The sequence below is a fragment of the Corynebacterium yudongzhengii genome, assembly GCF_003065405.1.
In the GTDB taxonomy this organism is placed as follows: Bacteria; Actinomycetota; Actinomycetes; order Mycobacteriales; family Mycobacteriaceae; genus Corynebacterium; species Corynebacterium yudongzhengii.
Map to the genome: position 1 here is coordinate 35279 of NZ_CP026947.1, position 12881 is coordinate 48159.

General features: G+C 61.3%; 13 protein-coding genes, 1 tRNA gene and 1 pseudogene. 8 read left to right on the plus strand and 7 right to left on the minus strand.

What is annotated here, in order from left to right:
• Positions 1–3 precede the first annotated feature (3 nt).
• The 3 genes from C3B44_RS00165 to C3B44_RS00175 are packed head-to-tail and all read right to left on the minus strand — an operon-like array spanning position 4 to position 2771.
• On the minus strand, positions 4–1398 hold the full coding sequence (locus tag C3B44_RS00165) for a PP2C family protein-serine/threonine phosphatase (RefSeq protein WP_108430584.1): 1395 nt from the start codon (positions 1396–1398) through the stop codon (positions 4–6).
• On the minus strand, positions 1395–1883 hold the full coding sequence (locus C3B44_RS00170; protein ID WP_108430585.1) for an FHA domain-containing protein FhaB/FipA: 489 nt from the start codon (positions 1881–1883) through the stop codon (positions 1395–1397). The genes C3B44_RS00165 and C3B44_RS00170 overlap by 4 nt, the downstream gene beginning before the upstream one ends.
• A 27-nt stretch (positions 1884–1910) precedes the next feature.
• Positions 1911–2771, minus strand: a complete 861-nt coding sequence (locus C3B44_RS00175) for a DUF3662 and FHA domain-containing protein (protein WP_108430586.1) — start codon at positions 2769–2771, stop codon at positions 1911–1913.
• A gap of 242 nt (positions 2772–3013) precedes the next feature.
• On the opposite strand from C3B44_RS00175, the gene C3B44_RS00180 reads away from it, so the two are divergent.
• Positions 3014–3097, plus strand: a tRNA-Leu gene (locus C3B44_RS00180).
• Between the two features lie 684 nt (positions 3098–3781).
• On the opposite strand, the gene C3B44_RS11575 is transcribed toward C3B44_RS00180, so the two are convergent.
• The 4 genes from C3B44_RS11575 to C3B44_RS00195 are packed head-to-tail and all read right to left on the minus strand — an operon-like array spanning position 3782 to position 6492.
• Entirely contained in the window at positions 3782–3937 is a 156-nt protein-coding gene (locus C3B44_RS11575; RefSeq protein WP_158268668.1) for a hypothetical protein, read from the minus strand.
• Positions 3938–3990: 53 nt separating this feature from the next.
• On the minus strand, positions 3991–4185 hold the full coding sequence (locus C3B44_RS00185; protein WP_108430587.1) for a hypothetical protein: 195 nt from the start codon (positions 4183–4185) through the stop codon (positions 3991–3993).
• A 52-nt stretch (positions 4186–4237) separates the two neighbouring features.
• Positions 4238–5491: an ABC transporter permease gene (locus C3B44_RS00190; RefSeq protein ID WP_108430588.1), complete on the minus strand. Its 1254-nt coding sequence runs from the start codon at positions 5489–5491 to the stop codon at positions 4238–4240.
• A gap of 59 nt (positions 5492–5550) precedes the next feature.
• Positions 5551–6492, minus strand: a complete 942-nt coding sequence (locus C3B44_RS00195; RefSeq protein ID WP_108430589.1) for an ABC transporter ATP-binding protein — start codon at positions 6490–6492, stop codon at positions 5551–5553.
• Between the two features lie 129 nt (positions 6493–6621).
• Between C3B44_RS00195 and C3B44_RS00200 the strand changes: the two genes are divergently transcribed.
• The 7 genes and pseudogenes from C3B44_RS00200 to C3B44_RS00235 all read left to right on the plus strand — a co-directional run bounded on the left by C3B44_RS00200 (position 6622) and on the right by C3B44_RS00235 (position 12731).
• A complete protein-coding gene (locus C3B44_RS00200) occupies positions 6622–6870 on the plus strand; it encodes a helix-turn-helix transcriptional regulator (RefSeq protein ID WP_108430590.1) in 249 nt (82 codons plus the stop codon).
• An 80-nt stretch (positions 6871–6950) separates the two neighbouring features.
• On the plus strand, positions 6951–7370 hold the full coding sequence (locus C3B44_RS00205) for a hypothetical protein (RefSeq protein ID WP_108430591.1): 420 nt from the start codon (positions 6951–6953) through the stop codon (positions 7368–7370).
• 164 nt (positions 7371–7534) lie between these two features.
• Positions 7535–7741, plus strand: a pseudogene (locus tag C3B44_RS12140) (hypothetical protein); the annotation flags it as partial.
• A 412-nt stretch (positions 7742–8153) separates the two neighbouring features.
• Positions 8154–8390: a hypothetical protein gene (locus tag C3B44_RS00220; protein WP_108430593.1), complete on the plus strand. Its 237-nt coding sequence runs from the start codon at positions 8154–8156 to the stop codon at positions 8388–8390.
• A gap of 307 nt (positions 8391–8697) precedes the next feature.
• Complete coding sequence (locus C3B44_RS00225) at positions 8698–9774, plus strand: tyrosine-type recombinase/integrase (RefSeq protein WP_158268667.1); 1077 nt, start codon at positions 8698–8700, stop codon at positions 9772–9774.
• A complete protein-coding gene (locus C3B44_RS00230) occupies positions 9771–11531 on the plus strand; it encodes a hypothetical protein (RefSeq protein WP_108430595.1) in 1761 nt (586 codons plus the stop codon). The genes C3B44_RS00225 and C3B44_RS00230 overlap by 4 nt, the downstream gene beginning before the upstream one ends.
• Positions 11532–12026: 495 nt before the next feature.
• Complete coding sequence (locus tag C3B44_RS00235) at positions 12027–12731, plus strand: MerR family transcriptional regulator (protein ID WP_108430596.1); 705 nt, start codon at positions 12027–12029, stop codon at positions 12729–12731.
• The last annotated feature ends 150 nt before the right edge of the window (positions 12732–12881 follow it).

The following is a 12881-nucleotide window of genomic DNA, read 5'->3' on the forward strand; positions in this document are numbered from 1 at the left end:
GGTCTATTCCTCCTCCACTGTCCGGCAGTTGACCTCGGGGCGTTCGGCGCTGTCTTCGCGGTCTTCGCCGGGGGAGACGCAGACGGGGAGGGCTTCGTCGGAAAGCCTCTGGAGCCTGTCGACGATCTCCTCGTAGCTACCCGAGCCCCAGGATTCCACCGAGCCGCGCACGGGTTCGGGCAGGTCTTTCGTTCCGAAGAGCGAGCAGTCGGCGTTGGTGTTGGCGTCGACGTAGCGCAGGTTGCCGTCTTCGTTGATGCACACCCGCTGCATGGGGGTGTGCAGGTCACGGCCGAAGAGCGAGAAGTCGGCGCCCTGTTCGACGACGAAGTTATCGTCGCCGTCGACGGCGACGAAGTACTGGTCGTCGAGGCGGGCATAGCCCCACCACGCCACGCCGATGAGCCCCAGGATGAGCAGGCACGCCGCGGCGAGCGCGAACCAGCGGCCGGCGCGGGAGGGGTCGGACTCCTCGTCGTCGTCCTCGTCGGTGCCGGTGGCCATCTCGGCGGCCTCGGGCTCGCGGGGGGCTTGGTTCGGCGGGATGGTCGCCGGGCGCCGCAGGGCCGCGGCCCGGCCGGCGGAGGTATCGGGGTGGGTGGGGGTCTCGGCGTCGCCGGCGAGCGCGCCGCCGACCACGGGTTCGGTGGGCAGGTGCCGCTTATCGACGTCCGACAGCTCCCGCTCATCCAAAACATCCGCGACGACGACGGTCACGTTGTCCGGACCGCCGGAGCGCAACGCGAGTTCCACCAGACGCTTCGCGGCCTGGGCGGGATCGCCTTGGCCGAGGGCGGCTTCGATGGTGGAGGCGGTCACCGGGTCGGATAAGCCGTCGGAGCATAAAAGCAGGCGATCGCCAGGCTGGACATCCAGCATGGCCAGGGTCGGATCGACCGGCATGCCGGTGTAGGCCTTCAAGATCAGCGACTTGCGCGGGTGCGAGGAGACGTCGGCCGGGTCGAGCTTGCCTTCGTCCACGAGGGATTGGACGAAGGTGTCGTCGACGGTGAGCTGGGTGAGCTTTCCTTCGCGCAGGCGGTAGCCGCGGGAGTCGCCGACGTGGATGAGGCCGACCTCGCGGCCGTTGAACATCACGGCGGTCAGGGTGGTGCCCATGCCGTCGGTCTCGGGGCGCTCGCGGATGGTGCGCGCGATCTGGCGGTTGGCGTCCTCGGCGTAGTTGCCGAGCAGCGCCAGCATGTCATTGTCCCCGGGATCGCGATCCAGCTTCTCGAGCTGCTCGACCATCAACGCGCTGGCGACCTCGCCGGCGGCGTGGCCGCCCATGCCGTCGGCCAAGACGAGAAGATTCGGCCCGGCGTAGGCGGAGTCTTCGTTGTTGCCGCGCACCAGGCCGCGATCGGAGGCGATGGTGAAGTTGAGTCTAAAGGTCATGGTGCCAGCCTCACTGTGGTGCCGCCGAGTTTGATGTCCGTGCCCACCTGGACGCGTTCGGGCTGGTCGATGCGGTAGCCGCCGACGAACGTGCCGTTGCGCGACTCGAGGTCCTCGATGAACCAGTCGGAGCCGCGCCGGAGGAGGCGGGCGTGGCGGGAGGAGGCGTAATCGTCGCCAAGTACGAACTCACAGGCGTCACTGCGGCCGAGCACGACCGAATCGACCTGCGAGATATCCATGTGCGAGCCCTGGTAGGGGCCCTCGACGACGGTAAGTACGCGCGCCTTCTGCCGGCGCGCAGGTCCCGCCATCGCCGCCGGGCGGGCCAGGCGCGGGACGCGGGAGCGCTTGCCCCGCTTGCGGCCCGGGCGGCCGGAGGCGGAGTCGGCGTCCGCACGCATGGTGGTCAGTGCGAGCAGAATGAAGACCCACAGAAGCACCAGTAGTGCAATACGTGCGAAGCCGAGAACAGCAGCGTCCATGAACTCTCCTAGTGTCTCCCGGGTGACCTACCGGTCGGAGGAATCGATAATACGGACTTCGATGTGCGAATGGCCGACGGTGATCACGTCACCGTCGGCGAGCAGCCAGTTCTCGATGGCGCTGTCGTTGACGGTCGTGCCGTTCGTCGACTGCAGATCGACGAGCACCGCATCGGTGCCGTCCCACGTGACTTCCGCGTGCTGACGGGATACCCCCGTATCCGGCAGGCGGAAATCCGCCTCGTTGGAACGGCCGATGATGTTCGAGCCTTCCTTGACGTGGTAGGTCCGCGACGAGCCGTCCTGCAAAAGCAGCGACACCGAACGGCCCGGATGGGCCGGCTCCCGGTCGCGGGCCTCGTCTGATGCGGAACCCCGGCTGGCATTCACCGTGGGGGACACGGTCGTCGGCGCTTGGTGGTCGTGCTGAGAGTCCATCGGGCCCCTATCATTGTCGGTGTCATCCACAGGATCGTGGTCGATGGCATCGAAGCCACTCTCGTGTTCCGGGTCGGACCACGCGAAAGACGACACCCGCAGCTGGCCGGTGTGCACCCCGGATTCCTCCGCGATGCGCACCACCGTCGGGCCGTAGAAGTCCCAGCCCTGGTTCCGGCCGAAGCGGGCCGTCTGGTCCGCCAGGCGTGCGGGTAGGTCTTGATCCCGCGAGAGATTCTCCAGATCCTTCGAGGAAACCCCCACCATATAGATGTTGGGGGCGAAGATCTGATCATCCTCCGTCGAGGCCAGGTTATCCTGCGCCTCCTGTTTGATCAGCTCCTCGATCTCCGCGGGCACCACCCGGCCACCGAAGATGAGCGCGAATCCGTTATCGAGGCCGCGCTGGAGCGTGCTGTCGAAACGAGCGAAGCGATCCATAAGGCCCATCGGATATCGCGCCTCCTTCCCGGTGTCGTTTGTCTGTCCTGTGTCTACATCGTTGCATGCGACGCCCTGGCAGGCCGCTGGCAACGACCTCCGGGACGTGGATGAAGCAATTATAAGGGGTAGAAAGCATAAACTCGTAGCCGCAAAGCCCTTATCCCGCTCCTGGCCAGCTCACCGCGCTGCTGTTGAACAGGCGATTTGTCCGAAATCCGGGTCCTCATGCTATGTTAGTCAAGTCGCCCGCCCGGGTGGCGGAATTGGCAGACGCGCTGGCTTCAGGTGCCAGTGTTCGCAAGAACGTGCGGGTTCAAGTCCCGCCCCGGGCACTCTGTGCAGTTCTCGAACTGCAGGCACCGGAGGTCACAAACTCGAAAGAGGGTGTGACCTCCGGTTTCTTTTGTTTCTAGGGTCGGGTGGTTGCGGAATGGGCATTGTGGGGATCTTGCCCGCAGGTTCTGGTTTGGGCGAGTGGATCGTGATCATCGGGCGCCGCGAGGGGGCAGCTGCGATCGAAAAGATTAACCTCCCACGGTGGTTTCAACCGGTCGTTGCAACACCTCCTCTGATTGAGTGAGGGATTGTGTTGGGAACTCGACGAGTAAAGAGGGCCCGGGCCGGCGCCCGCTATCGGAGCAACGTCACCGTTTCGCCCAGCTGCGTGCACGCGACAGCATTCGACAGGCCGCCCGCGAGGCCGGGGTATCCGAGTCCGCCGGCAAGAAATGGACTTTCGGCGGCAACGTCTACCGCGACGGCATAATGGGGTTCTTCCGGATCTGGAGTGCGTGAGCGGTGCTGATCGATAACATGTAGGTGGCTTGGCCAGCTAAATCCTGAAGAGCCTAATTATTCTGGTTCTCCGGACCATGCTGTGGGCGGCCTGGCATCCCAGGGAGAGCCCGGCGGCGGTGGTCGTTGGGATGGCGTCTGGAACTGTCACCAGTTTTGACTTGTGGAGAATGAACCCGCCGACAGGGGCGTAGGTGGAGGCGGTACCCGAGATCACACCCTCAGCAGAGTGCCCGGAAGCTGCGCGTTTGGAATGCCCCGGACGCTAGCCCCACCTGCGCGACCTGCGCGCCGGCGCGGCAGAATTCGGAGCCGAGGAACATCACCTGTTGATCATCGGCGTCGGCGGCTGCCATTCGGTCGAGCTTGGAGAACACGATGACCTTATCGCGGTAGTTGCACCTCTGCGGCGTCGCCGACGTGCGGTTCGTTAGTAGTCATTGCGGAGATTGTTTCGCTGTGGGTTGGATTTGTTCAGGTAGATCTGCATCGGCAGCAGGAGAACCAGCGCAATGATCAGTCCCAGCCACCACGGGAAGGAGGTCGCAAAGACAAGTGCGAGCAGCGCAATCATGACGATGACGCTGACGAGGGTGACAACAGAACGGGTAGTGAAGGTCTTCACAGTATTCATCCTTTTCTGGTGGTGTGGTGCGGTGGTCGGTGACGAGATGGGGTTAGGTGGAAGACAGGGCTTCCCGGAAGGAGACGGTGGTGCCGCTGCGCAAGACCGAGTTTGAGTAGATGCGTCCTGCCAGTGCGATCGCCGCAGCCAGTGTCAACAGGGCTATCGCCAGGCTGACCAGCAGCTGCCACGGTGCGACATCGCCGGCGGTCACGAAGACTGGCATCGCGAAAATGTTGGTCACCGGCGCGTAGGACAAAATCTCTAACGCAGCACCGTTCGGCTTTTCGAAGGCCAGGAATACGACCGCGGCGAACGGAACCATCAGCAGCAGGTAGACCGGCTGGGTGGCGGTGGAGACGTCGTCCGGGTGGTCGACACGGGCGGCCATAGCGGCCATGAAGGAGGCCAGCAGCGGCACACCGATTAAGACACTGATGACGCCGACGACGACCAACTTGACGGGGATTCCCTCAAAGGAGATGCCGTCGCCGAACAGTTCTAGTCCCGCCCAGGTGGCGGCCAGGACCGCGGCGACCTGGAGAATGCCGATGATGGTGATCGCGATGATCTTTCCGGCCAGCAGCTGCCACGGGCGCAGCGTCGCCAGCAGGATTTCGACGACACGGGTGGTTTTCTCCTGGACTACGTCGTTAGCCATGGTCGCGCCCCACAGGAGCACGATGAACACGATTGTCAGGCCGGTGCCCAACGCGAAAAGCAGCGTCGGCATATCGACGACGGCTTGTTCGAGGATGATCGGGGTGACGGTGGCATCGGAGACGGCCTCGGTCAACTGCTCTGGGGTAGCGCCGGCTTCGACGGCAGTGGACGTCAACGACTGGGTGGACAGCAAGGTCTGCAGCGATTCCAGTAACTGTGGGCTCACCGCCTCCGAGCTGACCAGTGACCAGCTGCCGTCAGCGGCCGGGGTCAGGTAGGCGTCGACGTCGCCGTTGGTGACGAGTGCTTCGGCTTCGTGCTTGTCCGCGACTTCACGGATTGACCAGGCGCCCTGAGCGCCGGATTCGAGGAGCCCCGTTAATCCGCCGGACTCCGGCGGAATCGCGATGACCGAGGTGTTGTCACCCCCGCGGTTGAGCAGGGCCGGGGTGAAGAAGGCGACCGCGGTGAAGGCGATGGTGCTCCACAGGTAGCCGGGGGTCAGTAGCTTGGCCTTCAGCTCGCGGAACAGGACCGCGAAGACGACGGACCAGCGGTTGGTGCCAGCGGTGCGTGCCAGCTGTGGACGTTGGGAAGGGGGATCGGAGATATGTGGTGGGGGAGATTCATCCAGCGTTGTCATGGTGTTTCCTTCAGGCGTGGTGGGAAGGGTGCTCGGTGGTGCTGTTTTGTTTCTGTGCGCTAGGCCGCTGCGGTGGTGGGGGAGTCCGCCGTGCCGGACATGGCCGCGGAGTAAATCTCGGTCAGCGGCGGCAGCCACTGGTAGAAGGCAGTGAGGTCGCCGCTGCGGCGGATAACGTCAATGATGAGCTGTTCGTCGAGGTGCTCGGAAATTTTTACGCGGGTGTGGTTGCCGTCTTGTGCTTGGACGGACAGATGCTCGGCGTCGTTATCGAGGGCCCGCTCCAGTTGCGACAGCCACGTGGCGCGGGCGACGGGAGTCTCGATGACATACTGTCGTCCGACCGCGCTGCCCAGTTGCTCGTAGGTGCCTTCGGCGATGATGCGGCCGTCGCGCAGGATGCCGATGCGGTCGCAGAGCTTCTCGACTAATTCGAGCTGGTGGCTCGAGAAGACGACCGGGATGCCGCGGTCGGCTTCCTCGCGGAGAATGTTCGCGATCGTATTCACAGCACCCGGGTCCAATCCGGAGAATGGTTCATCCAAGATGAGGGCGGCTGGTTCGTGCACTAGGGCGGCGGCCAGCTGTACGCGCTGCTGGTTACCGAGGCTCAGCGATTCAAGCGGGCTGTCGAAGCGGCCGGACAGGCCTAAGCGGTGAAGCCAGTAGTCCGCGGCGGCGCGGGCCGAGCGGGCAGTGACACCGTGGACGACGCCGAAGTAAGTCAGCTGGTCGACGAGTGTCATCTTTGGGTAGAGGCCGCGCTCCTCGGGCATGTAGCCGATTGTCGAGCGCACTCGGTCATCGATGGGGCTTCCGTTTAACCTCACCGTGCCGGAGTCGGCTTCGCTGATGCCGAGCATGATGCGCATGGAGGTGGTTTTGCCGGCGCCGTTGCCCCCGACGTATCCATAGAGCTCGCCTGGAAGGACATCGAGACTGATGCCGCGCAGCACCCGCCGGGAGGTGTAGCTCTTGCTGACATTGTTGAGCTGGAGCATGGTGTTTTCCGTTCGCTGTGGTGATTACACCCCCGAAGATACAACGATGTGTTGTGTATATGCAATGTTTTTATGTAAATAAGGGCAGAAAGTGTTGTTCGTGCAAAGGTCAGGTGCTACGCTGGGTCTATGCCGAGGAAGAAAGAGGTGCGTCCGCTCTACAACCGCCTGCGGGTGTTGCGGACCGAGATGGACCTGTCTCGCAAAGCCTTGGCTGACAAGGTTGACGTCAACCACCAGACCATCGGTGCGTTGGAGCGGGGCGAACACACTCCCTCGCTCGACTTGGCGATGGCCATTTGCGCGGTGTTCGACTTACCCGTCGAGTCGGTATTTAGCAGAGAACCTTTCACCTATTCGCCAGACGATTACAGGTAAGAATTCCGGAGCGTGCTTCCGGGATTAGTTACGTTTGCGGAAAATCATCGAGACAAGCGGAGCTGGAGGACCTTGAAGCGATGAAGACAAGAAAAATAGCAGCCATCAGTGCTGCGGCAGTCGCCTGGCTCGTGCTCATCGGTGCGACCCTGGCGACCGCCTTCGGTTCTATAATCTGGTGGGTAGCGCTTGTCGTGTTCATCCTCTGCTGGCTGATCACTCGCTCCGCCACCCGAGACATTGCTGAAACCCAGTCCGGGTATCTGGACGAGTACGAACGCAGCCTCAAGTCGCGAGCCTTTACCGCCGGATTCTGGGTTGCGATCGGCGCCGGCGTCGTGCTCATGGTCTTTCTTGCGGTCATCGGTCAATCCGGTGGAGTCTGGGCCGAGGATGTCCTCCAATCAGTGTGGCAGCTCATCCTGGCTGTGCATCTGCTGATCGCCGCGACACCGACCTTCTGGTTGGGTTGGATCACCCGGGAAACTCCCCAGGAATAACTCTGAGTCGGGGCCCGGTAGCGCCGACTTGGGCTCACCATACAGTCGACATACGGGGGCGCCCGTAGACAGTGCACTCACTTGCATCGAAGATCGCCCTCGACAACGAAGTCCGACTCAGCCCCCTTTCTTGACCGTGACCGGCGACCACCGTCGTTGCCGTCCATGTCCACTCCGGCTTACGCGCCGAACCTGAAGGGTTGCTCGGCCTAGCCCACATCTTCGAGCATATGCGTTTTCGAACGCGCCGCCGGCTCCGTGGGCGATTCTTTCTGACGGCCCTGAACGGTGCTGTTGCGAACTCACATTTTGAGCCCACTATGCGAAGGCTGGCTTGCTCGCGGCATTGCTGTGTCGGCAACAGATTCTGACTGCTCTGTGTTGTCAGCGATTGGCGGAGGATGACGGTCATGTTATTCATGGTCTGGTCGCTGTGTGGCTCAACGATGATTGGCATCGGCAAGACCCTCGGGGAAGCACTACTAGTTGACTCCAGCCGGGGCTCGACACGAATGTCTTTTCGGTGTCGGGAATCGGCGTCCGTAATCTGTGGAAAAAATGAATTGCACCCTTGCCATTCCAGCCTGGTTCCAGTACTGTGATGTAAAGCACAATTAAATGCCCGCATGAAGGAGCTAGAAGCGTCCTCTGGGCGGCCCACTCGGGGCCAGGGATAAAAACGCAGGACTCGGATCCTCCGAGGACTGCATGCCGCAGAGAAATCTGTGGCACAGGGGTCGGCGACCGTCGGCGGCCCGCACGCTGGACCCGAGGAGTGGCGCGATGATTGTGATTCCGGCCGGACGATACGGCCCCAGCAAGGCCCGCGAGGTAGCCGCGGATTCCCTGGTGCGGATCGATCTCCGCATTCCCGTGTGGATGGCCCGTGAGCTGACGATCCGAGCCTCGCAGGGCAGGCAATCCCGCAACGCCTACGTGGAACAACTACTGGTGGTGGAACTGCGCCGGGATCGTGGTGATCCCGGCCTTCCTGCGTTTCGGGACAGCCCGCAGGGTTGACCCGGATATCGATGATGAAGGCCGTGTCATCGACGTCGAAGACGCACGCTACCACTGAGACCACAGAGACAGGAGAGGAAACGACGACACAAGAATACTTAGTGGACCCGCACCAACACATAAAGCGGGGCCAGATCCTGGAAGATCCGGCCCCGCCGATAGCTCAAGTTCCAGAAGAACTTGAACTGCCATTCCCTCTCAAAAACCTCTCAGAGCCTTTAGGAGGAGACATGTCTATTCTGACATGCCCGCACGATATCAGCAACCACCAAACCGACCATCTGTACGAAGAAATGGGGTGGGTCTGATGGCACGCTTCACGAAAATGGCTGCTGCGGAACCACCCGAGGAGGACCCGAAGAAGGATCCGCTTAGCTCTGCCAGCGATGCAGCGTCTCGCCATGATCACGGCTTCATGGCCGCCCGCCGCAAACCCCGGATTCATGATCACCTCCGCTACGACCGCTTGTGTTCCTTCAGAATCAAGAAGCCGAACCCGGATTTAGCCAGGGATGCCATCAAGGTTGCAGCTCATGTCTGGTCCTGCACGGGCAAAAAGTCAGACAAACGCGACGCCGATGCCGTGAAATTCCTCGCGAACTATCTCTACGACGTGTCGATATTCTACGGTGACATCGACCCCCGCAGAGCCCTGAAGCGCGATGCGGTCGATTCCTGGCTGGCGGCGGCTAAGCATAAGTCGACCAGTGCTCGTACTTACAAGACCGTGCTGCATACGGCCGGGCGGGTGCTCTACCCGGGGTCTTTCCCGCCGGTGCTCAGTTACAGCAAGCCTCGTTCCCGTCCCGTGGTGCCGGCTAGTCCGGAGTTGATCCGGGAACTATATGCCAACTGCACGAGCCTGCCTGAGGTGCATAAGCGTCGAACGCAGCTGATTCTGGATCTGGCCTATCAGGCAGGCTTGCGGTCCTCGGAGATACTTGATCTGCGCGGCAGTGACGTCACCGCACTGACTCTGGAGACCGGGGAAACTGTCGCCCTTATCCGTGTCCATCGCAAGGGGAAGATCGACCGGATCGTCCCGGTGATCTGCCCGGTACGCAGCCGACGCCTCCTTGCGCGTGCCCAAGAAGTAGGCCGCGCGTATTTCCTGCCCACCCCGTCGGGAAAGCGCCCGCATACCTCCACTATCGGCAATGCGTTTAGCTATCTGCGGGCACGAGGGTTTGCCTCCACCACGGTCGAAGCGCTGAGGGTTCGCTGGATGCTGGACATGGTCAACTCCACTTTGCCGACCGCCACGGTGGCCCGGCTATGCGGAAACTCCCTGTTTCGTTCCCTGGACTACCACTCGGAGCACTTGGCTGTCGTTGAGCCGGAACGACTGGCAGAGCTGCTGCTGCGCGCACGGAGGCTGTCATGACCACCGCAGTATTGTCCTACAGACTGACCAATGAGGTCTTGGAGCGTTCCTACACTGTGGTAGATCGCTCCGGAGCAGCCGTGTTGATCGACCAGTGTGCTGAGGAATGCCGGGGCGAGGGTGGGCGTCGACCTGTCGGCGTCATCCCGAGCATGACCACCTATCTTGCTGTGGCCTTGGCGACGATGATGATCCCGACAACGCCTACCGTCAGACGGATCCACCGGTGCATCGACCAGATGAGCCTTCAGCAGCGCCGTATCGTGGGATTGGATCATGACGGCCCCATCGCCAGTTACTCCAGCCTTCACGCCTGGCTGACCCGCCGGTTGAAGCCACTGGATTCCGGGCCCGACCTTCCCGCCAGGCGCGTGAGCAACGCCAGTCACCGTGCGATGATGGCCGCGCGGACACTCGAGCAGCAAGAGGCCGCCGCACAGGCTAAGGATCTGCTGCACACGGTCGTTAACCTCCTGATCGCTGGCAGTATCGACGACAAGAATCCCGTCGGCGGCGTCGGCGACGTGGTTGCCGACGAGACGATCATCAGCCTGGCTGGCCCGACGGAAGGCCTCGGTAGCAAGGACGACAAGATGCGGGGTGCTGCCTACATCGGCGCATATTATCTCCGCGACAGGGGTTCCGGTTCGGTCGTTCTTGGCGAGGGAGCACGAGAGATCAGCAAGCAGGGATTCGGCCTTGGCGTGACTGCTTTATCAAGGGTGGGGTCGAAGAAAAATCTGTATGGGATCGCCCCAGTCATCACGGCCATCGGCATCGACAAGCCATCGCCGGGTTCTGTTGAGGCGTTGTCGGTGGCCCTTCACCATCACCGGCTTAACGGTCTTGATCAGCGCAAGAACGCCCCTAACGCGGAACTGCCGAACATGTGCCTGGATATGAGCTACAGCGTGCGCAAAGGTTTTACCTCCATGGTGCTGCGGCAAGGCTACGCACCGGTAGTGCGCTACCCGAAGAATCGTCAAACCGTTTGGGCCAGCGCCGGCCACGACGACGAGGAGAAACAATCCCCTGGGCCAATACAGATCGACGGGACGTTTTATTGTCCGGCTGCGCTGCCGTTAGTCAAGGGACGACGGCTGGTAGGCAGGCTCAAGGATCTCCTCGATGCGCCCGACGGCTTCGAGGCCCATGACCAGGCGTTACAGAAACTTTTTCCGTTGATGATGGGCACGAACACCAGGCCCTTCGCCTCTCGGTCGAAAGCAGACAATCCGTTTGCCACCAAGGCGGAGATAGGTGAGGTGCACAAGATCGAGCTGGTCTGTCCTGCTGTGCAGGGGCGGGTGAAGTGTCGGCTGAAGCCAGATTCGCTGCTGGAGTCCTTCGACAAGCCGGAAGTGCACCCAGAGTGGGAGGCGAGCCGTTTTCGCTGCTGCTTACAGACGACCATGAAACACGTGTACTCCGAGGAGCAGTGGAAGCTGGCAGCGTGGGCAATGGTGCCGGGAAGCTGGGAACACGCGATCTACTACGAAGCCGCCCGGTCTTTGACTGAGCAACGCTTCGCCATCATGAAATCGCAGTATGTGACTAGTCTGCAGGACCTGACCTGGTCGGCACGCCGCGAACCCTTGTTGTGCCTGACCATTGGCTTATGGGTGGCAGCGACCAACATCGCCATCCAGGGGGCTCATGCTCGAAACCCCCGGCGTCCGAACTCGATGGACCTGCGGTTTCGGCAGTTGGAAAGCTACCTCGGCCGTTCACCTATGAAGACTCCGCCACGGACGTAAAAACCACCGAGACATCGACCCCTGCGCCGCAACTTTCTTGGGGCGCAGGGGTCGAACACGTTTCTTGCTGGCGCCAACCCGCTGGACTTTAGGGACCGTTCCTTGCGAACACTGCGTGAGTCACCGTCTTACGGGGGCGCGGACTGTGTCGGGTAGGCGGCGAAGAAGAGACGGCGTCGTCTGAGGGTTGCCTACACCTCCCGCAATAACGACGTCCTGGCGCTGGCTGGGGAGGGCGTCAACCCGCTGGACTTTCCGTATTTCTGGACTGGACATTCTCCGCTGATTCCGGGGGCCATCTGCATTTGAGATGCGCTCACTCTGTACGGAGGCTGCCGGCTCTTTGATGGGGCAGGTGGCCTCCGTTTTGTTCGTCCTAATCTTAAGCTTCAAAAGACGGCACTAAAGGATTGCGCTATCCGCACGGTGGCTATCGGAAGCGAACCCAAAACTTAAAAATAATTAATAAGTTTTTGTGTGGCTAACATAAGGGTTATGCCTATTGGAATGCTAAGCGAACGCTTGGGGATGTCAGTTCCGACGATCAAGTATTACGTCAGGGAAGGCTTGATCCCGCCGCCTTCGAGAGTATCTGTGAACCAGGCGGATTACACCGAGGATCACTTCTATCGCCTCACCTTGATTAACCTGCTCACGGTCATCGGCGAGTTTAAGTTAGAGCAAATCCGGGAAATTTTAGGGCTTATTGATAAAAAGGCGAGCGTGCGGAAGGTTGTGGGTGTCATGCTCACCCTTCGGGACAAGATCTTCCCTTTTGAGCGTGGTGGGGATGAAAAGTGGGCCGCGCAACTGCTGTTAAAAGAGGGCGTGGTTAAAGAGTCGCACGAGCTCGAGCCGATGGAGCGCCAGCTGCAGGATCTCTTGGCGAGTACTCCAGAGGAATTTCAGCCCGTGGTGGAGCGATACTTTGCCCGCTACGTAAGCATCGCCAAGCAGATTTCCGAGCTCGACGCCCAATTCTTCGACGACCTTGCCATGGTGAAGTCAAGCCCGGCCCCCCTTGCCCTTTTCGTCGTGTCGGGAGTGCTGATGCGCCGTCGCGTTCTGGACAGCCTCATTACTGGCAACACGTTGGCAACGTTTGCGGGAAGTGACACTCCGCTGACTTTTGATGTTGGATGGTCGCTTCACGACGACCTCGCCCTCGATTCCAACCGCAAAAGCGTTACCGAACCGTAATTGACCGCGATCACACCGAGCGTACGGACAGAATCCGGCTATAAGCCCGTAATTATAAAATCCCCCTATGGGGGAATTAAAGTGCAAGTATCGATAGTTCGGGTTCTAGTCCCAGGCAGCGCCTTTGTGAGGGTGACCTAGGCAATATTT